Source organism: Helicobacter pylori SA37A (genome assembly GCF_000476015.1).
In the GTDB taxonomy this organism is placed as follows: Bacteria; Campylobacterota; Campylobacteria; order Campylobacterales; family Helicobacteraceae; genus Helicobacter; species Helicobacter pylori_DB.
Window position 1 is genome coordinate 78,701 of record NZ_CBOO010000005.1, and the last position, 20,365, is coordinate 99,065.

The following is a 20,365-nucleotide window of genomic DNA, read 5'->3' on the forward strand; positions in this document are numbered from 1 at the left end:
CTATGGCGCACATTTTAGTTAGCGGGGCGACTTCAGGGTTTGGGTTAGAAATCGCTAAGGCGTTTTTACAAAAAAACCATGTGGTTTTTGGCACAGGGAGACGGCAAAAGAATTTGCAAGAATTACAGCTTGCTTACCCTAAGCGTTTCATTCCCCTGTGTTTTGATCTTAAAAACAAGCTTGAAACTAAGCAAGCGGTAGAGACTATTTTTTCCATGACGGATCGTATTGACGCTTTAATCAATAACGCCGGCTTAGCTCTAGGCTTAAACAAGGCTTATGAATGCGAGTTCAACGACTGGGAAGTCATGATAGACACGAATATCAAGGGGTTATTATACCTCACTCGTTTGATTTTACCCTCTATGATAGAGCATAACCAAGGGACCATCATCAACCTTGGCTCTATCGCTGGCACTTACGCCTATCCTGGAGGGAATGTTTATGGAGCGAGCAAGGCGTTTGTGAAACAATTTTCTTTAAATTTGCGAGCGGATTTGGCTGGCACTAACATTAGAGTGAGCAATGTTGAGCCTGGTTTGTGTGGCGAAACAGAATTCAGTATGGTGCGTTTTAAGGGTGATAAAATCAAAGCCCAATCCGTTTATGAAAACACCACTTACCTTAAACCACAAGATATTGCTGATATTGTGTTATGGATTTATGAACAACCCTTGCATGTCAATATCAACCGCATAGAAATCATGCCCACAAGCCAAACTTTCGCCCCCCTATTCACCCATAAAAACTCTTAAAGGGTTTTTAAAACAAACAATAAAAGAGCTTGAAGAATAAGCGATCATCTCTTTAAGTTTTATTTTAGAATGAAATCCAAAACGATAAAACAAAAAAAAGATTAAAGCTAATCAAACGAAAGCCGTTCAATCAAGCTTTCTTCAAACTAAACTTTGATTTTGAGCTGTTTGAGAATATCGCACGCCCCTTTAGCACCCAATTTACAGCCTTTTTTAAAGTTTTCTATGGCTTGCTTTTCATTCCTTGTTACGCCTTCGCCATTGTATTGCATAGCCCCCAAATTGAAACACCCTCCGCCGTTTTGCATCTCGCATGCTTTAGAATAACGAGCGAGAGCCTCTTTAAAATTCTTCGCTGTGCCTTCGCCATGATGATACATATTCCCTGCGTTAAAGCACCCCGGGCTGTCTTTTAAATCGCAAGCCTTGTCATACGAAGCGAGCGCCTTTTTCAGATCTTTAGGCGTGCCTCTGCCTGCATCATACAAGCTCCCTAATATCGTGCAACCATCGCCATCGTTTAAATCGCAAGCTTTAGTGAAATATTCCACCGCTTTTTTAAAATCCCTAGTTACCACTTTACCATCATGATAAATCCCCCCTAAGCTCGCGCACCCTTCGGCGTATTTCAAATCGCACGCTTTAGAGTAGTATTGTAAGGCTTTGTTGGTGTTTTGGGACACGCCTTGCCCGCTGTAATATAAATTCCCTAGCAAATGACACCCATTGCTGTAATTCAAATCGCAAGCCTTAGCGTAAAATTGAGCGGCTTTTTTCAAGTTTTTTTCCACCCCCTGCCCTTGATAATAAAGCACCCCTAAATTAAAACACCCGCTATTTTCTTTCAGATCGCAAGCTTTTTCAAAATATTTCTTCGCTTGAGTGAAATCTTTCTCTTTGTAGCTCTTTGCCCCCAAACCCACAAGCTCTTTAGGGTCTTGCTCTGCCATTAGCCCCCCTAAACACAACGCACCCAAGCACAAAACCCTAAAAAAGGACTTTTTGACATTTTCTAACATGATGTATCTCCTTATTAAAAATTTTATTATAGTGTTATTAAGCAAATACAAAATGCCATGATCTCTTTGTTATCTTAAGCTAACGCCCGCTTGCAAATTTCTGTGATTTTATCCCACTCTTTGTTTTGAATTAAATCTTTAGGGGTAAGCCAACTCCCCCCCACACACAAAACATTTTCTAAATTCAAATAAGAACGCATGTTATCTGCGCTAATCCCCCCAGTGGGGCAAAATTTCACCCCTTTAAAAGGGCCATTAAAAGCGTTTAAAAGTTTAACGCCCCCACAATACTCTGCCGGGAAAAATTTCAAAGCACTATAACCCAATTCTAAGGCTTGCATGACTTCACTACTGCTAGAAACCCCAGGTATTAGGGGCATGCCTTTTTTCTTTGCGTGTTCTAAAAGGCTAGGCGTAAGACCCGGGCTAATCAAAAACTCTGCCCCCCTATTTTGCGCTTGCTCTAATTGAGTAAGATTTAAAATCGTGCCAGCACCCACGCGCATTTTTGGCACATTCTTAGCGATAAGCTCTATGGCTTCTAAAGCGCAACTGGAGCGCAAAGTAACCTCTATGATTGGAATACCCCCCTCTATCAGGCTTTGCGCTAAAGGCACAGCGTCTTTTATATTTTCAATCACCACCACAGGGACAATGGGGCTAATTTGTAAAACCTCTATTATTTTATCTTGCATTTTATCTCCTTTATATTTTTATACCTTTATGCCAAAACTCATAGCACCCTCTTCAGCGGTATTAACATTCAATCTCAAGCTTGTAAATAATTCCCTACCCAGCCCAAAAGTAGGCTTTTCTAAATTTTCTAAGGTTTCTAAAAACAAGGGGTTGATGCCTCTATTTTCAAAATCCTTTTCAAGCACATTCAGGGCGTTATTAGGAGCGTCTAATTCTATCCAATCGCCATCTTTAATCTTAATGATCGCCCCATTTAACGCTCCCTCAGGGCTTAAATGGATCGCGCTAGGCACTTTCCCACTCGCCCCGCTCATGCGCCCATCAGTAACCAGCGCAACCTTATAGCCCATATCCTGCAAAGCCCCTAAATTCGTGGTGAGTTTGTGCAATTCTGGCATGCCGTTAGATTTAGGTCCTTGGAAAGGCAAGACCGCCACAAAGTCCCTTTCTAATTCTTTATTTTTAAAGCGTTCTAAAAATTCGCTTTGGGTTTTAAAAACAATCGCTCTGGCCTTGACTTTCCTATGCTCATCTTTAATGGCTGAGATTTTAATCACGGCCCGCCCCAAATTACCCTTCAAAATTTTAAGCCCCCCATTAGCGGCAAAAGGCTCGCTAACAGGGCGTAAAATATCCGTATTCAGGCTATGGTTGATGGCGTCTTTATACACCAATTGGTCGTTTTCTAAAAAGGGGGTTTTGGTGTAATTTTGCATGCCTTTTTGCGTTTCTGTATCCATAATGGTATGAGTGTCTTCAAATAAAAGCCCCTCTTTTAACAATTCCTTGATCACAAACGCTAAGCCCCCACACGCTTCAAAAGCGTTCACATCCGCTGATCCGTTAGGATAGACTTTAGCTAAAAGAGGTATGAGATTAGAAACAGCGTCAAAATCGTCCCAATTGAGGATCACCCCACAAGATCTAGCGATAGCGATCAAATGCAAAGTGTGGTTAGTAGAACCTCCGGTTGCCATTAAGCCTATAAGAGCGTTAAGAATGCTTTTTTCATCAATGAGTTTGGCTAAAGGCAGAACCTTCCCACTCGCTAATCTTTTCGCGCTCTCTTCTACTAAAACCTTCCGTAAGGGGTTGTTAGGGTTGATAAAACTAGAATTAGCCACATGCAACCCCATAAATTCCATCATCATTTGATTGGAATTAGCCGTGCCATAAAAAGTGCAAGTGCCCACATCATGATAGCTTTGCATTTCCACTTTTAAAAGCTCTTCTCTGTTGATCTTTCCCATTGCAAAATCTTGGCGTGCTTTGGCTTTTTTATAATTTTCTATCCCGCTCACCATAGGCCCGCTTGGCACAAACACGCTCGCTAAATTCCCAAAACTTAACGCTCCTATGAGCAAGCCTGGCACGATTTTATCGCACACGCCCAAAAAAAACGCCCCGTCAAAAACATTATGGCTTAACCCTACGGCGGTGCTTAAGGCGATCACATCTCTACTGAATAAGCTCAATTCCATTCCCTCATAACCCTGCGTGATACCATCACACATCGCTGGCACCCCACTAGCGACGCTCGCATAAGCATTATGCTCTTGCAACTCTTTTTTAATCAAATCAGGGTAATTTTTAAAAGGTTGGTGGGCTGAAAGCATGTCATTATAAGCGGTGATAATCGCAAAATGCTTTCTTTTATGCGAACCTAAAGGCATTTTTAAATGCTCTGGCATGCTCGCCGTAACATGGGCAATATTCGCGCAACCCAAACTCTCAATCTTGGGCTGGTTTTTAGGGTTAAAGATATTTTCTAAATAAAGTTCTCTGGTTTTTTTGCTACGCTCTGTAATTTTTTCTTTGATTTGTTCTAAAGAATGCTTAGGCATGAACACCCCTTCAATTAAGATTTAATATATAATAATAACTTAAAAACACTCTAAAAGGGTTATTGATGCTGGATTTTGATTTGGTTCTTTTTGGCGCGACTGGGGATTTAGCCATGCGAAAGCTCTTTGTTTCGCTCTATGAAATTTATATTCATTATGGTTTTAAAAAAGATTCTAGAATTATCGCATCGGGGCGTAAGGAGCTATCCAATGAAGAGTTTTTAGCGCTCCTTTGTGAAAAGACACAACTGCATTCAAGAGAAAAGGGTGAGGAATTTTTAACCCATATCAGTTATTTGCGCGTCCGTTTGGATAACCCTAAAGACTTTGAAGAATTGAGTAAAATCGCTACAAAAAATAAGCCCTTAATCTTCTACTTTTCTATCTCCCCTAGTTTTTTTGCAACGACCGCTCAAAATTTGGCCCAAAACGCGCTCAATCACGCCAACACTCGTTTGATTTTAGAAAAACCCTTAGGGCATGATTTAAAGACTTGTAAAGAGATTTTCCAAAGCATTAGCGCTTTTTTTAAAGAAGAACAAATCTTTAGAATCGATCATTATTTAGGGAAAAAGGGCGTTCAAAATATCCTTGAATTGCGCCTGAATAACCCTATCTTAAACATTTTATGGGATCAAATCAGCGCGGTTGAAATCTGCGTGTATGAAACTTTAGGGGTGGAAGAAAGAGGCGAATTTTACGATAAAATTGGGGCTTTAAGGGATATGGTTCAAAACCATCTCTTGCAAGTTTTATCCCTTATCGCTACAGATTTACCTAACGATTTAAAGGATTTGAGGAAAGAAAAAATCAAGGTTTTAAAAACCTTACAACCCCCTAAAGACTTTAAAAAACAGGTTATTCGGGCCCAATATCAAGGCTATAGAGATGAAAATAAGGTTCATAAAAAGAGCCAGACAGAGACTTTTGTCGCTATTAAAGCCTTTTTGGATACGCCTAAATTTAAAGGCGTGCCTTTCTACCTTAAGCACGCTAAAAAAATGCCCCGCAACCAAGCGAGCGTGAAAATCCATTTTAACGCGGTCAATACGCTAGAATTTTTCCTCTCTCAAGATAAAATCACCCTCACCCTAAAAGATCATCAAAACCCCCTTATTTTAGAAACCCACAACAAACAAGAATTTTTACAGCCCTACGCTAAATTGCTCTATGATGCGATACAAAATAACCACAATAATTTCGCCCACCAGCTGGAATTAGAAGCGTCATGGGTTTTTATTGACACGCTCATAGAGGGTTTTATCAATAACACCACGCCCTTATATTCCTATGAAAGCCATAATCTCAACGAATCAGAATTTTTAAAACCACTCTATCAGTAAAGGGATTTCATGGGTTATCAATTGTTTGAATTTGAAAGTTTAGAAGATTGCCACAGGGCTTTAATAGAGCGTTTTAAAGGATTTTTTAACGCCGCCTTAAAAAAGCACCATCAAGTTTCTATCGCTTTTTCTGGGGGCCGTTCGCCCATTAGCTTGTTGCAAAAATTGAGCGTTTTGGATCTCAAATGGCATGAGTGTTCAATCAGTTTAGTAGATGAACGCATTATAGAGGCTAGCCATGATGACAGCAACACTAAATTATTGCATGACTACTTGTTGCAAAATAACGCCTTAAAAGCTTCTTTCACCCCGCTTTTGCCCAAAAAGATTTCTAGCGATACAAACGCGCTTTTTCATTTTGCTAACCAGCATTTCAAACAGCCCCATTTAGCCATTTTGGGCATGGGGACTGATGGGCATACGGCTAGCCTTTTTCCCGAAACGAGCGCTTTTTTAAACGAAGAAAAAGAAAATATCGTTTTGACTAAGCCAATTAGTGCTCCTTATGAGCGCCTGAGCATGTCTGTTAACGCTTTAGAAAATTGCGAAAAACTTTTCTTAAGCATTAGTGGGGCAGAAAAAAGGGAGGTTTTAGAAAAGGCTTTAAAAGAAAACGCCCCCTATTCTCTGCCGATTGCTCGGATTTTACATTCTAAAAAAGTTACCACGGAGGTGTTTTATGCCAAAAACTGAAACTTACCCAAGACTCTTAGCCGATATTGGCGGCACGAACGCGCGCTTTGGTTTGGAAGTCGCCCCACGACAGATTGAATGCATTGAAGTTTTACCATGTAACGATTTTGAAAGCTTGAGCGATGCGGTGCGGTTTTACCTTTCTAAATGCAAAGAAAGCCTTAAACTGCACCCTATTTATGGCTCTTTTGCTGTGGCTACGCCCATTATGGGGGATTTTGTCCAAATGACGAACAACCATTGGACTTTTTCTATTGAAACGACACGGCAATGTTTGAGCTTAGAGAGATTGCTTGTCATCAATGATTTTGTCGCGCAAGCCTATGCCATTAGCGCGATGCAAGAAAACGATCTGGCCCAAATAGGCGGGATTAAGTGCGAGATCAACGCCCCTAAAGCGATTTTAGGGCCAGGAACGGGGCTTGGGGTAAGCACTCTTATCCAAAACAGCGATGGCTCTTTGAAAGTCTTGCCCGGCGAAGGGGGGCATGTGAGCTTTGCCCCTTTTGATGATTTGGAAATTTTAGTGTGGCAATACGCCCGCTCTAAATTCAACCATGTGAGCGCGGAAAGGTTTTTGAGCGGGAGCGGCTTGGTGCTGATTTATGAAGCTTTATCCAAACGAAAAGGCTTAGAAAAAGTGGCGAAATTGAGCAAGGCTGAATTGACCCCACAAATCATTAGCGAACGCGCTTTGAATGGGGATTACCCTATATGCCGATTGACCTTGGACACTTTTTGCTCCATGCTTGGCACACTCGCTGCTGATGTGGCTCTCACTTTGGGTGCTAGAGGTGGGGTGTATTTGTGTGGGGGGATTATCCCACGATTCATTGACTATTTTAAAACCTCGCCTTTTAGAGCGCGTTTTGAAACGAAAGGGCGCATGGGAGCGTTTCTCGCTTCTATCCCTGTGCATGTCGTGTTGAAAAAAACTCCCGGACTTGATGGGGCGGGCATTGCGTTAGAGAATTACTTACTGCATGATAAAATTTAGCAAATAGTAGCCGCTTAAGATAAAAGCGATTAGTGTAAGGGGTGCGTTTAAACGCGCCAAACAACGCTACCATATAGCCAATAACTATCAAATTAGTTAAACCTATAGGAACATAAGCAAACCATAAAAACGATACAATAGCGGTATTTTAATCAAACAAGGAGTTTTAATGAGAGTTCCATCTAAAGGTTTTGCTATTTTTTCTAAAGACGGGCATTTCAAGCCCCATGATTTTAGCCGCCATGCTGTAGGCCCTAAAGATGTGCTGATTGACATTCTTTATGCAGGGATTTGCCATAGCGATATTCATAGCGCTTATAGCGAATGGAAAGAAGGCATTTATCCTATGGTTCCTGGGCATGAAATTGCTGGGGTCATCAAAGAAGTGGGTAAGGAAGTTAAGAAATTTAAGGTTGGCGATGTGGTGGGCGTGGGCTGTTTTGTCAATTCATGCAAAACATGTAAGCCCTGTAAAGAACACCAAGAGCAATTTTGCGCCAAAGTGGTATTTACTTATGATTGTTTGGATTCTTTCCATGACAATGAACCCCACATGGGCGGATACTCTAATAATATTGTCGTGGATGAAAACTATGTGATTAGCGTGGATAAAAACGCTCCTTTAGAAAAAGTGGCCCCCTTGCTTTGTGCGGGCATCACCACTTATTCGCCCTTAAAATTTTCTAAGGTTACTAAAGGCACAAAAGTTGGTGTCGCTGGGTTTGGCGGGCTAGGAGGCATGGCGGTTAAATACGCTGTGGCTATGGGGGCTGAAGTGAGCGTTTTTGCAAGAAACGAACACAAAAAGCAAGACGCTTTGAGCATGGGGGTTAAACATTTCTATACTGACCCCAAACAATGCAAAGAGGAATTGGACTTTATCATTTCAACCATTCCTACCCATTATGATTTAAAAGACTACCTCAAGCTCTTAACTTATAATGGCGATCTAGCCCTTGTGGGACTCCCCCCTGTAGAAGTCGCCCCAGCACTTAGCGTTTTTGATTTTATCTATTTAAGCAATCGCAAGGTTTATGGCTCATTGATTGGGGGCATTAAAGAAACCCAAGAGATGATGGATTTTTCTATCAAACACAATATTTACCCTGAAGTGGATTTGATTTTAGGCAAGGATATTGACACCGCTTATCATAACCTAACCCATGGGAAAGCGAAATTCCGCTATGTGATTGACATGAAAAAATCGTTTGATTAAAGGTTTTGGCTCTAGCCCTTTCCTAAAAGCTTGAGTTTGATTAGGATTTTTTTGGCTAGTGCATGGAGTCCTAGGATTTTAAGGGTTTTACTAATAAGGCTCTTGAGTGGTATGAGGATGCAGTGTTTGATAAACACCCTAAAGAGTTTCTTTCGTGCGTTTTTAGGGAGCCTATAAACATGCGAGAAGTAGTGGTTCAAGAACGCTTCAAGGGAGTTTTCTTTGATCTCTGCATGGGCATGCGAGAAGTAGTGGTTCAAGAACGCTTCAAGGGAGTTTTCTTTGATCTCTGCATGGGCATGCGAGAAGTAGTGGTTCAAGAACGCTTCAAGGGAGTTTTCTTTGATCTCTGCATGGGCATGCGAGAAGTAGTGGTTCAAGAACATTCCGAGATTTTCTTGCTTGATTGTGGTATGGATGCACGAAAAATAATGGTCTAAAAAGGTCTTGAGTGCGTCGTGGGCGATCTGCTCTTCAGTCTTCCATAGGGGAAAGTAGTAGTGATAGGCAACAATGCTGTGGTAACGATGCCATTTTTCGCTGCCTATTTCCACCCTAGCGATCGAATCAATCCAGTCGCTCATAAAAGGGGTTTTAGCCAAAGCGTTCAGCCATAAATCCGCTTTTAAACCAAAAGGATAGTCCCAAGGCTTCACCGCCCCCCACCAAGCGTCATAGTGGATAATGATAGGGTTCTTTCGCGCTTCTAAAATGGTTTTTTTATAATTCTCGTTTAAGTATGCATTAGAAAAATCTTTAATCGTGTAGTACCAAGGGAAAACGCAATACTCAATCCCTAAAGCTTTCATGTTAGGCCAACACCATTGGGTGAAATCCAATTCTTCTGTAGCCTTGTTTTCTTCCAAAAGTGCATGGGTTTTTGAGACAAAATGGTTCTTGCGCTGGTAATCTAAATTACAAAACAAAAACCCTTCCAACACATGGCGCTCTCCACCTCCTAAAACCCCATAAAAATAATTCTCATCATTTTCCTTAATGTTTAAGAAATCAGCGCTAAATTCATTGCAAAAGATAACGTCCACATCGCTCCACACCATTTTAGAATATTTGGGGAATAAATCCGCTAGAAAATATTTCACTAACACCATTTTAGAAAAACGCTTGGTGAAATCCTCATCAAAAGGGTTGGGGATAGCGTCTAAAAAAGGTTCAATATCTTTTACTTCTAAAGTAGCAAATTCTTTAAAAGGCTCTGTGATTTGATTAAGCTTTGCTTTATCTTCTTCATTCAATCCTACCACTAAAGCGTGTAGGGTGTAACGGATTTTTTTATTAGCCTTAGCGATGCTTTCTAGCAAGGAATAAATGCATGCGCCCGCAGGAATAAGGTAATTCTTATCAAAAGCGAAAGCGATAGGGATATGAAAATCTTGTTCTGTAAAAGAATGGTTTGAAGCTGAAGTCATAAAAATTAAACACCCTTTTTTGAAGCTATTTTATCAAAAAAAAAAAAAACCGAACTTGAAAGGGTTCTGTTTTTGGTTTTTATGCTGTTTTTAATGAAAATTAATTTAAAATCGCATCTTGTCTTTAAGTGCCGCTATTTTAAATGCTGCAATTTTAAAAGATGATGAAAGGGGCTGTATTTTAGTTTGATTTTCTTAAAAAAATCTCTTTATGCGTTGTTAATTTCAAGTTTTTCAATACCACCCTTAATAAAAGCGGCTAGTTTTGTCTATGACTTGAAGTTCATGAGCTTTAATTTCAATTTAGTGGCCCCAAATAACAACCCTTATTGGAATAGCCTAACCAAAATGCAAGGTCGTCTCATGCCTCAAATTGGCGTTCAATTGGACAAAAGACAGGCCTTGATGTTTGGAGCGTGGTTCATTCAAAATTTACACACGCATTATAGCTATTTCCCTTATTCGTGGGGGGTTACCATGTATTACCAATACATAGGGAAAAATTTGAGATTTTTTTTAGGCATTGTGCCGCGAAGCTATCAAATAGGGCATTACCCTTTAAGCGCTTTTAAAAAACTTTTTTGGTTTATAGACCCCACTTTTAGGGGAGGAGCGTTTCAATTCAAACCAGCTTATGATCCCAATCGTTGGTGGAATGGGTGGTTTGAGGGCGTTGTGGATTGGTATGGGGGGCGTAATTGGAACAACCAGCCCAAAAAGAAAAATTACGATTTTGATCAATTCTTGTATTTTGTTTCTTCAGAATTTCAGTTTCTTAAAGGGTATTTAGGTTTGGGGGGGCAGCTTGTCATTTTTCATAACGCCAGCCATCATAGCATGGGAAATAACTACCCTTATGGCGGAAATTCCTATCTCAAACCAGGCGATATAACCCCGCAATGGCCTAATGGCTACCCCTATTTCAGTCAAAAAAATAACCCACAAGGCGGAGAAATAGGGAAATACTCTAACCCTACCATTTTAGACAGGGTCTATTACCATGCTTATTTAAAAGCGGATTTTAAAAATCTCATGCCTTATATGGACAATATTTTTATGACCTTTGGCACGCAGTCGTCTCAAACCCATTATTGCGTGCGTTATGCTAGCGAGTGCAAAAACGCTCAATTTTATAACAGCTTTGGGGGGGAATTTTACGCCCAAGCGCAATACAAAGGCTTTGGGATTTTTAACAGATACTATTTTTCCAACAAACCTCAAATGCATTTTTATGCTACTTATGGCCAATCCCTTTATACCGGCTTGCCATGGTATAGAGCCCCTAATTTTGACATGATAGGGCTTTACTATGTTTATAAAAATAAATGGATAAGCGTGCGAGCGGATGCGTTTTTTAACTTTTTAGGTGGGGGCGATGGGTATCATTTGTATGGGAAAGGGGGCAAGTGGATCACTACCTATCAGCAATTCTTAACCCTAACCATAGACACACGAGAGTTGATTGATTTTGTCAAATCTAAAACCTCTAAATAACCATATCTAAAAATTATAGATATAATTGAAATAAGCGACCGGTAAGCGGTGCCATAAAGTGGTCGCGCTCAATCCATCAACGATTTCAGTTCTTTTGTTAGGAATGAAAGGGAATTTCAACCCGAAAGTGATTTCATTGTGGAAAAAGCCAAAACGAAAACCCACTTTCACAAGCAATTGGAAAAGCGAATTTTCTTTGCCTAAATTTTGAGCGATAATCCCATGCATAGCCCCTCCTGGCATGTAAGTCGCCCCAGCGATGCCTAAGCCAAACTCTAACCCTAAAAACATCTTTGGCGAATTGAAAGCGTCCCACAAACCACTAAATTCTAAACCATAGGTAGAAATATAGGATTTGTGAGAAGAAAAGGTCTGATCATAAAACAACCCGTAACGAAAACCCACATGCTCTACAGCTTGCGTTTTGGCCACAAATTTCCCCCCTAACACCACACCAAAGCCATTGCCGGTCATGAAATACGATTTATCTACAGACTCGGTGCTAAAAGATGTGTTGATCGCGCTAAGCTGATACCCAACCCCTAAATAAAACGTATTCCTGTCCGCAAATTTAGGTTTTTTTGATTTTTCATCAAGCTCTGCCTCTGCGGCTTGAAGCGATGATAATAACGCCATGCCCATCAATATTTTAACCGTTGTTTTATTCATAACCCAATTCCTTATGTTATCCTGCCCCACACTTGCCCCATACAGACTAAAATCAAATCACACCCTAATAATAACAAAGTTTAAAATAAATATTAGTGATTTTGATTAAGAACGCCTATCTTTTTAGAATAAATAGCCATAAAATAGCCATAATTCTTGTAAGTATGCCCCCATTTTCCTATAAAAATTCCTAAAAAGATATTGTTATAAGACACATTAATAGTTTTTCTTGTATAATGTTTGGGCTAAATTCAATTTATTTTATACGATATTAAGGAGACATATTACCATGTTTCAAATTAGATGGCATGCACGAGCGGGTCAAGGCGCAATCACTGGCGCTAAAGGGTTAGCTGATGTGATTTCAAAAACAGGCAAAGAAGTGCAAGCGTTCGCTTCTTATGGCTCAGCTAAAAGGGGGGCTGCTATGATGGCTTATAACCGCGTTGATGATGAGCCTATTTTAAACCATGAACGCTTCATGCAGCCTGATTATGTGCTGGTGATTGATCCCGGTTTGGTTTTCATTGAAAACATCTTCGCCAATGAAAAAGAAGACACGACTTATATCATCACCAGCTATCTTAACAAAGAAGAATTGTTTGAAAAAAAACCTGAATTAAAAACCCGTAAGGTGTTTTTAGTGGATTGTTTAAAGATCTCTATGGAAACCTTAAAACGCCCCATCCCTAACACGCCCATGCTAGGAGCTTTAATGAAAGTGTCTGGCATGCTTGAAATTGAGGCTTTTAAAGAAGCTTTTAAGAAAGTTTTAGGCAAAAAACTCACGCAAGAAGTCATTGACGCTAACATGCTCGCTATCCAAAGAGCTTATGAAGAAGTTCAATAACATTAAGGAACAAAGATGAAAGATTGGAATGAATTTGAAATGGGAGCGGTGCTCTTCCCTTTTGAAAAAAACGCACAAAGCGAAATGGAAAAACACAACGATGAGCGCCATTACACCGAGCAAAGCTACTTCACCACTTCAGTGGCTCATTGGCGCGTGGCTAAGCCTGTGCATAACAATAATATTTGCATCAATTGCTTTAATTGTTGGGTTTATTGCCCAGACGCTGCCATTCTTTCAAGAGAGGGCAAGTTAAAAGGCGTGGATTATTCTCATTGTAAAGGCTGTGGCGTGTGCGTGGATGTCTGCCCCACCAACCCTAAATCGCTATGGATGTTTGAAGAACAAATTGAGCCCGCTACCGCCCTCACTCAATGGCCGCAAAAACAAGAAAAGAAAAAATCATAAGGAAAAAATATGGCAAAAAGTATTGAATTGCAAGAGATAGAAGTGTGGGATGGCAATACCGCTAGTTCTAACGCTTTAAGACAGGCTCAAATTGATGTCATCGCAGCCTATCCTATCACCCCATCAACGCCCATTGTGCAAAATTATGGCACCTTTAAGGATAATGGCTATATTGATGGCGAATTCGTTTTAGTGGAATCTGAACATGCCGCCATGAGCGCATGCGTGGGAGCTGCGGCAGCTGGAGGGAGAGTCAGCACTGCGACCAGCTCTCAAGGTTTGGCGCTAATGGTAGAGGTTTTATACCAGGCTTCTGGCATGCGTTTGCCTATTGTTTTGAATTTAGTCAATCGTGCTTTAGCAACCCCTTTAAATATCCATGGCGATCACTCTGATATGTATTTAAGTAGGGATTCTGGCTGGGTAAGTTTATGCACATGCAACCCTCAAGAAGCTTACGATTTCACTTTAATGGCGTTTAAAATCGCAGAGCACCAAAAGGTGCGCGTGCCTACCATTGTCAATCAAGATGGTTTTTTATGCTCGCACACCGTGCAGAATGTCCGCCCTTTGAGCGATGCAGTGGCTTATCAATTCGTAGGCGAATACCAAACCAAGCATTCCCTTTTGGATTTTGATAAACCGGTAAGCTATGGCGCACAAGCTGAAGAAGAATGGCATTATGAGCATAAAGCCCAACTCCACCATGCCATCATGAGCGCGTCTTCTGTGATTGAAGAAGTGTTCAATGATTTCGCTAAACTCACAGGCAGACAATACCATTTGACCAAAACTTTCCAGCTAGAAGACGCTGAAATCGCTATCTTTGCGTTAGGCACTACTTATGAATCCGCTATCGTGGCGGCTAAAGAAATGCGTAAAAAAGGCATTAAGGCCGGCGTGGCCACCATCCATTCCTTACGCCCCTTCCCTTATGAAAAATTGGGGCAGGATTTGAAAAACCTTAAAGCTTTAGCGATTTTAGATAAAAGCTCTCCAGCGGGCGCTATGGGGGCGATGTTTAATGAAGTAACGAGCACGGTGTATCAAACCCAAGGGACTAAACACCCGGTGGTGTCTAACTACATTTATGGTTTAGGCGAAAGGGATATGACGATCGCGCATTTATGCGAGATTTTTGAAGAAATCAATGAAGACGCTCTTAAAGGCACGCTCACGCACCCTACCCAACAATTCGTAGGTTTGCACGGCCCTAAAATGAGCTTTTTTTAAAAAGGAAATATCATGGTAAAAGAAGTCAAAACACTCAAAGGTTTTAGCCAAAGCGCTGAGAAATTCCAAGGCTCGCACTTGCTTTGTCCAGGTTGTGGGCATGGCATTATTGTGCGCGAAGTTTTAAACGCTGTAGATGGGCCTATTGTTTTAGGCAATTCTACCGGTTGTTTAGAGGTATGCTCGGCTGTGTATCCGCACACTTCATGGGATGTGCCTTGGATTCATATTGGTTTTGAAAATGGCTCTACGGCGATTTCAGGGGTGGAAGCGATGTATAAGGCTTTAGTGAATAAGGGCCGCTATCAAGGTCAAAAACCAAAATTTGTGGCGTTTGGAGGCGATGGGGCCAGTTATGATATTGGTCTTCAATTCATCAGCGGTTGCATGGAAAGAGGGCATGACATGACTTACATTTGCCTAGATAATGAAAACTACGCCAATACCGGCGGTCAAAGAAGCGGCTCTACGCCATTAGGGGCTAGCACTTCTACCACGCCATCAGGATCGGTGAGCTTTGGTAAAAAAGAAAAGAAAAAAGACATCGTCAATATCATGGCAAGCCATGGGGTCCCTTATGTGGCGCAACTCTCGCCTAACAAATGGAAAGACATGAATAAAAAGATTAAAACCGCTCTAGACACTGAAGGGCCTTGCTTTATCAACGCTCTTAGCCCATGCACGACTGAATGGAAATTTGAATCCAATAAAACCATTGAATTAGCGGATATGGCTGTGGATAGCTTGATGTTCCCCTTGTTTGAAATCTTTAATGGCAGGGAATTGAAAATCACTTACCGCCCGAGAAATATCATTCCTGTAAGGGATTATTTAGCGGCTCAAAAGCGCTTCAAACACCTTTTCAAAAAGGAAAACGAACACATCATTGAAGAATTGCAAAAAGATGTGAATGAGCGTTGGGAATACTTGCAACGCAGAGAAGAAGCTAAAGTATAACCTTTCCATTAAATCAAGGGGCTTTTTTGTGCCTTGTACGATTTTCCCCCTTGATTCTTTAAACCCCTTTAAAGTAACATAAATCCCATTTTGATTGTAAGGATTGTCCGGTGTTAGAACGCTATGCGAATGAAGAAATGAAAGCCCTATGGAATGAGCAAACCAAATTTGAAACCTATTTAGAAGTGGAGAAAGCTGTTGTTAGGGCGTGGAACAAGCTTGGGCAAATCCAAGATAGCGATTGTGAAAAAATCTGCTCAAAAGCGGCATTTAATCTTGAACGCATCAAAGAAATTGAAAAAACCACTAAGCATGATTTAATCGCTTTCACTACTTGCGTGGCTGAAAGCTTGGGTGAAGAATCCCGCTTTTTCCATTATGGGATCACTTCTAGCGATTGCATTGATACGGCTATGGCGTTATTGATGACCAAAAGCTTAAAGCTCATTCAAAAAGGCGTTCAAAACCTTTATGAAACCCTTAAAAACAGGGCTTTAGAGCATAAAGACACGCTAATGGTAGGCAGAAGCCATGGGGTGTTTGGCGAACCCATTACTTTTGGCTTAGTGTTAGCCCTTTTTGCTGATGAAATCAAACGGCATTTAAAAGCCTTAGATTTAACGATGGAATTTATCAGCGTGGGAGCGATCAGTGGGGCTATGGGGAATTTCGCACACGCTCCCTTAGAATTAGAAGAATTAGCGTGCGAATTTTTAGGCTTAAAAACCGCCAATATCAATAATCAAGTCATTCAAAGAGACCGCTACGCTAGGCTTGCATGCGATCTGGCTCTTTTAGCGAGCAGTTGTGAAAAAATCGCTGTCAATATCCGCCATTTGCAACGCAGTGAAGTCTATGAAGTGGAAGAAGCTTTTTCAACAGGGCAAAAAGGAAGCTCTGCGATGCCTCATAAAAGAAACCCCATATTGAGCGAGAATATCACCGGGCTTTGCAGGGTGATTCGCTCTTTTACGACCCCTATGCTAGAAAATGTCGCCTTATGGCATGAAAGGGACATGAGCCATAGCTCTGTGGAGCGTTTTGCATTACCCGATCTGTTTATCACTAGCGATTTTATGCTCAGCCGCTTGAACAACGTGATTAAAAATTTGGTGGTTTATCCTAAAAACATGCTTAAAAATTTAGCTTTGAGTGGGGGGCTAGTCTTTTCGCAACGGGTGTTATTGGAATTGCCTAAAAAAGGTTTGAGCCGAGAAGAGAGCTATTCTATCGTGCAAGAAAATGCGATGAAAATATGGGAGGTTTTGCAACAAGGTGCTTTTAAAAACGCTGATGAAAATTTGTTTTTAAACGCCCTACTCAACGATGAACGCTTGAAAAAATATTTGAGCGAGGACGAAATCAAAGCATGTTTTGATTACAACTATTACACTAAAAACGTGGGAGCGATTTTTAAAAGAGTGTTTGAATAAGGCGCGTTTTTACAAAAACAAAACTATAAAATAAGCGGTAAAAAATTGAAGTTTTAAGGGGTTTTTTGAAACGAGCGTTATACTTAATTTTAGGGCTTTTTTGCACGCTTAATGCAGAGGGTTTTAAAGATGTTTTGATTAAAGGGGATTACACTTTTTTTAATAAAGCGGTAAAAAATTGAAGTTTTAAGGGGTTTTTTGAAACGAGCGTTATACTTAATTTTAGGGCTTTTTTGCACGCTTAATGCAGAGGGTTTTAAAGATGTTTTGATTAAAGGGGATTACACTTTTTTTAATAAAAAGGTGGTTTCGCCCATCAAACGCTATGCGGATCAATCGGCGTTTTATTTGGGGCTTGGGTATCAGTTGGGGAGCATTCAGCACAACTACAGCAACTTGAATTTATCCCAGCAATTCAATAAAAGCCAAATCATTTTCAGCGATAGTTTAAGCCCTGTTTTTAAAAATTCGTATGTGTCTAACGGCCTTGGCGTTCAGGTGGGCTATAAATGGGTGGGTAAGCATGAAGAAACGAAGTGGTTTGGCTTCAGGTGGGGGCTATTTTATGATTTGAGCGCCTCTCTTTATGGCCAAAAAGAATCGCAGTCTGTCATCATTTCCACTTACGGCACTTATATGGATTTATTGCTTAACGCTTATAATGGGGATAAGTTTTTTGCCGGGTTCAATCTGGGGATTGCTTTTGCTGGGGTGTATGATAAATTGAGCGATGCGTTATTGTATCAAGCGCTTCTTTTAGACACTTTTGGCGGGAAAGTGGATCCAAATGGCTTCCAGTTTTTGGTAAATTTAGGGGTTCGTTTAGGGAATAAGCGCAACCAATTTGGCTTTGGGATTAAAATCCCCACTTATTATTTTAACCATTATTATTCCATGAATAACATTAGCAATAATAGTGAAGATATCCTCAAAGTTTTACGATTTTTGGAATACGGGATCAACAGCTTGTTATACCAAGTTGATTTCAGGCGCAATTACTCGGTTTATTTCAACTACACTTATAGTTTTTAAATGCAATTTTTAAGCGATAGTTTTTAAAGCGTTCTTAATTTTGCGATTTCGTCTCTCAAACGCATCGCTTCTTCAAAATCCAAATTTTTCGCGCATTCTCGCATTTTTTTATCCAATTCTTTAATGATTTTTTCCCTTTCACTTTTAGGCATTTTGTCCTTTTTTAAGGCTTTAGCGATTCTAATCTCATCGTCTCTTAATTTCAATTCCTCTTCTAAAGCGCGAGTAACGGTTTTAGGGGTGATGTTATGGATTTTATTGAACTCTTCTTGTTTGGCGCGCCTGTAACTCGTGATCTCAAAGGCTTTTTGCATGCTTTGGGTGATCTTTTTAGCGTATAATAAAACCTTGCCGTTAGCGTTTCTAGCAGCTCGCCCCATGGTTTGAATGAGGCTTGTTTCGCTCCTTAAAAACCCCTCTTTATCCGCATCCATGATCGCTACTAAAGAAACTTCAGGCAAATCCAGCCCCTCTCTTAAAAGATTGATCCCTATTAAAACATCAAATTCCTTAAGCCTTAAAGAGCGGATAATGTGATTTCTTTCAATCGCGTCAATTTCGCTATGCATGTAACGCACTTTCAAGCCCCATTCAGCATAATATTTACACAATTCTTCTGCCATTTTTTTAGTGAGCGTGGTGATGAGCACCCTTTCATCTCTGGCCACCACTGACTTGATTTCATCAAATAAATCCTGGACTTGCTTATCGCTGTCTCGCACTTCAAATTTAGGGTCTAAAAGCCCTGTAGGGCGAATGATTTGCTCAGCGACATTCTTTTTGGAAAGCTCTAATTCTAGCTTATTGGGCGTAGCGGACACAAAAAGGAACTGGCAATTTTTATGGATAAATTCATCAAATTTTAAAGGGCGGTTGTCTAAAGCGCTAGGCAATCTAAAACCATATTCCACTAAAACGCTTTTCCTGCTCATATCCCCTGCATACATCCCCCCAAATTGCGGCAAACTCACATGGCTTTCATCTACAATGACTAAAAACTCCCGCTCAAATATCCCTAAATAATCAAACAAACAAAAAGGCGTTTCGTTAGGGGCTTTACCTGTAAAATGGCGCGCGTAATTTTCAATGCCCTTACACACACCGGTTGCGCTAATCATTTCTAAATCATGCTCAGTGCGTTGTTTGAGGCGGTTGTATTCAAGCATTTTATCCTGCTCTTTAAAAAATTTCAATCTTAAAGCGAGTTCATCTTCAATGCTTTTAATGGCTAAATTCAACCTCTCGCTCCCTACGGCAAACTGACTGGCCGCATAAAGCATGACAGAATCCAAGCGCTTGATTTCATTTCTTTCTAAAGCGTCAAAGACCGCAATCCTTTCTATCTCATCGCCAAAAAATTCAATCCTAATAAATTCAGCGTCATTATAAGCGGGGAAAATATCCACGCATTCCCCCGTCGCTCTAAAGCTCCCCCTATCAAACACCACTTCATTACGGCTATAACCCATTTCCACTAGCTTTAATAAAAAGTTCTTGTAAGCGCGCTTCTCGCCCACTTTGATTTTTTCCATGACTTTCAAATATTCTTCAGGGTTACCCAAACCATAATTAGCCGAAACGCTCGCTATCACGATCACATCATCATAACCTAAAAGCGAGGTGGTCGCGCTCAACCTCAAACGCTCTAAATCATCGTTAATAGAGCTGTCTTTTTCAATAAATAAATCCCTCCTAGGGATATAGCTTTCAGGCTGGTAGTAATCAAAGTGGGAGATAAAATACTCCACCCTATTATGCGGGAAAAACGCCTTAAACTCGCTATAAAGCTGTGCGCACAAGGTCTTATTATGGCTCATGATCAAAGCGGGTTTATTGGTCTGAGCGATGATATTGGCCATCGTATAAGTCTTACCGCTCCCTGTAACCCCCACTAGAGTTTGATAATGGTTGTTATTTTTCAAGCTTTTTGTTAAAGCTTCTATGGCTTGGGGCTGATCTCCTGCTGGTGGATAAGGGCTTTTTAAATCAAATAAAGGCATCTTTAAAACTCGCATTTTTTAGGGGTATTATAGTGGATTTTTAACACGCTTTATTCAATCTCAAAAAATCAATGTTTTGATAATGATCGTGTTTTTCGCTTCGTTAATCTCGCTTGTGGCTGTAGTTTTAGCTTGCGTGATATTGTTTAAAACTTCTTGCTTGTTGGTGCTTATTTCATTGTTAGCGTTCGTTTTAGCTTCGTTAATGTTACTTATCGCTTGCGTTTGTTTTTCGCTTATTTCGTTATTAGCGTTCGTTTTAGCTTGGTTAATGTTACTTATCGCTTGCGTTTGTTTTT

At 40.6% G+C, this 20,365-nt stretch carries 18 protein-coding genes and 1 pseudogene; 12 read left to right on the forward strand and 7 right to left on the reverse strand.

The genetic code is table 11. The features are described 5' to 3' along the window. The first annotated feature begins 2 nt into the window (after positions 1 to 2). A complete protein-coding gene (locus QT76_RS03835; protein WP_033616662.1) occupies positions 3 to 755 on the forward strand; it encodes an SDR family oxidoreductase in 753 nt (250 codons plus the stop codon). Positions 756 to 901: 146 nt separating this feature from the next. On the opposite strand, the gene hcpC is transcribed toward QT76_RS03835, so the two are convergent. From hcpC to edd, 3 genes are all read right to left on the reverse strand, one after another. Beyond that, positions 902 to 1,774, reverse strand: a complete 873-nt coding sequence (hcpC, locus tag QT76_RS03840; protein WP_033616663.1) for a Sel1-like repeat protein HcpC — start codon at positions 1,772 to 1,774, stop codon at positions 902 to 904. A 74-nt stretch (positions 1,775 to 1,848) separates the two neighbouring features. Beyond that, positions 1,849 to 2,469 carry a bifunctional 4-hydroxy-2-oxoglutarate aldolase/2-dehydro-3-deoxy-phosphogluconate aldolase gene (locus QT76_RS03845; RefSeq protein ID WP_033616664.1) on the reverse strand — a complete coding sequence of 207 codons (621 nt, stop codon included), beginning with the start codon at positions 2,467 to 2,469 and terminating at the stop codon, positions 1,849 to 1,851. Positions 2,470 to 2,487: 18 nt separating this feature from the next. Further along, a complete protein-coding gene (gene edd, locus QT76_RS03850) occupies positions 2,488 to 4,314 on the reverse strand; it encodes a phosphogluconate dehydratase (protein ID WP_033616665.1) in 1,827 nt (608 codons plus the stop codon). 65 nt (positions 4,315 to 4,379) lie between these two features. Between edd and QT76_RS03855 the strand changes: the two genes are divergently transcribed. The 4 genes from QT76_RS03855 to QT76_RS03870 all read left to right on the forward strand — a co-directional run bounded on the left by QT76_RS03855 (position 4,380) and on the right by QT76_RS03870 (position 8,563). Next, positions 4,380 to 5,657, forward strand: coding sequence for a glucose-6-phosphate dehydrogenase (locus QT76_RS03855; protein WP_033616666.1), 1,278 nt, complete (start codon positions 4,380 to 4,382; stop codon positions 5,655 to 5,657). Positions 5,658 to 5,666: 9 nt separating this feature from the next. Next, positions 5,667 to 6,350, forward strand: coding sequence for a 6-phosphogluconolactonase (pgl, locus tag QT76_RS03860; RefSeq protein ID WP_033616667.1), 684 nt, complete (start codon positions 5,667 to 5,669; stop codon positions 6,348 to 6,350). Then, positions 6,337 to 7,347, forward strand: coding sequence for a glucokinase (locus tag QT76_RS03865; RefSeq protein ID WP_033616668.1), 1,011 nt, complete (start codon positions 6,337 to 6,339; stop codon positions 7,345 to 7,347). Before pgl ends, QT76_RS03865 begins: the two co-directional genes overlap by 14 nt. 169 nt (positions 7,348 to 7,516) lie before the next feature. After that, positions 7,517 to 8,563 carry an NAD(P)-dependent alcohol dehydrogenase gene (locus QT76_RS03870; RefSeq protein ID WP_033616669.1) on the forward strand — a complete coding sequence of 349 codons (1,047 nt, stop codon included), beginning with the start codon at positions 7,517 to 7,519 and terminating at the stop codon, positions 8,561 to 8,563. 11 nt (positions 8,564 to 8,574) lie between these two features. On the opposite strand, the gene QT76_RS03875 is transcribed toward QT76_RS03870, so the two are convergent. Then, positions 8,575 to 9,990: a glycosyltransferase family 8 protein gene (locus tag QT76_RS03875; RefSeq protein WP_033616670.1), complete on the reverse strand. Its 1,416-nt coding sequence runs from the start codon at positions 9,988 to 9,990 to the stop codon at positions 8,575 to 8,577. Between the two features lie 186 nt (positions 9,991 to 10,176). On the opposite strand from QT76_RS03875, the gene QT76_RS03880 reads away from it, so the two are divergent. Beyond that, positions 10,177 to 11,484, forward strand: coding sequence for a hypothetical protein (locus QT76_RS03880; protein ID WP_033616671.1), 1,308 nt, complete (start codon positions 10,177 to 10,179; stop codon positions 11,482 to 11,484). A 6-nt stretch (positions 11,485 to 11,490) separates the two neighbouring features. On the opposite strand, the gene QT76_RS03885 is transcribed toward QT76_RS03880, so the two are convergent. Then, complete coding sequence (locus QT76_RS03885; RefSeq protein ID WP_033616672.1) at positions 11,491 to 12,153, reverse strand: outer membrane protein; 663 nt, start codon at positions 12,151 to 12,153, stop codon at positions 11,491 to 11,493. A gap of 289 nt (positions 12,154 to 12,442) precedes the next feature. Here QT76_RS03885 and QT76_RS03890 point away from each other — a divergent pair, with 289 nt between their 5' ends. The 6 genes from QT76_RS03890 to QT76_RS03915 all read left to right on the forward strand — a co-directional run bounded on the left by QT76_RS03890 (position 12,443) and on the right by QT76_RS03915 (position 18,066). Further along, entirely contained in the window at positions 12,443 to 13,003 is a 561-nt protein-coding gene (locus QT76_RS03890; protein ID WP_000486466.1) for a pyruvate flavodoxin oxidoreductase subunit gamma, read from the forward strand. A gap of 15 nt (positions 13,004 to 13,018) precedes the next feature. Continuing rightward, positions 13,019 to 13,411: a 4Fe-4S dicluster-binding protein gene (locus QT76_RS03895; protein ID WP_000656174.1), complete on the forward strand. Its 393-nt coding sequence runs from the start codon at positions 13,019 to 13,021 to the stop codon at positions 13,409 to 13,411. Positions 13,412 to 13,420: 9 nt separating this feature from the next. Then, the gene (locus QT76_RS03900; RefSeq protein WP_033616673.1) at positions 13,421 to 14,644 is read left to right on the forward strand and encodes a 2-oxoacid:ferredoxin oxidoreductase subunit alpha; all 1,224 of its coding nucleotides are present in this window, start codon (positions 13,421 to 13,423) and stop codon (positions 14,642 to 14,644) included. A 12-nt stretch (positions 14,645 to 14,656) separates the two neighbouring features. Then, positions 14,657 to 15,601, forward strand: coding sequence for a thiamine pyrophosphate-dependent enzyme (locus QT76_RS03905; protein ID WP_000238168.1), 945 nt, complete (start codon positions 14,657 to 14,659; stop codon positions 15,599 to 15,601). 110 nt (positions 15,602 to 15,711) lie between these two features. Next, entirely contained in the window at positions 15,712 to 17,034 is a 1,323-nt protein-coding gene (purB, locus tag QT76_RS03910) for an adenylosuccinate lyase (RefSeq protein ID WP_033616674.1), read from the forward strand. Between the two features lie 198 nt (positions 17,035 to 17,232). Continuing rightward, positions 17,233 to 18,066 carry an outer membrane protein gene (locus QT76_RS03915; protein ID WP_033616675.1) on the forward strand — a complete coding sequence of 278 codons (834 nt, stop codon included), beginning with the start codon at positions 17,233 to 17,235 and terminating at the stop codon, positions 18,064 to 18,066. A 23-nt stretch (positions 18,067 to 18,089) separates the two neighbouring features. Here QT76_RS03915 and uvrB read toward each other — a convergent pair whose 3' ends face one another. Both uvrB and QT76_RS08380 read right to left on the reverse strand, forming a co-directional pair. Then, positions 18,090 to 20,066, reverse strand: a complete 1,977-nt coding sequence (gene uvrB, locus QT76_RS03920; RefSeq protein ID WP_033616677.1) for an excinuclease ABC subunit UvrB — start codon at positions 20,064 to 20,066, stop codon at positions 18,090 to 18,092. A 40-nt stretch (positions 20,067 to 20,106) separates the two neighbouring features. Further along, positions 20,107 to 20,365, reverse strand: a pseudogene (locus QT76_RS08380) (histidinol dehydrogenase); the annotation flags it as partial.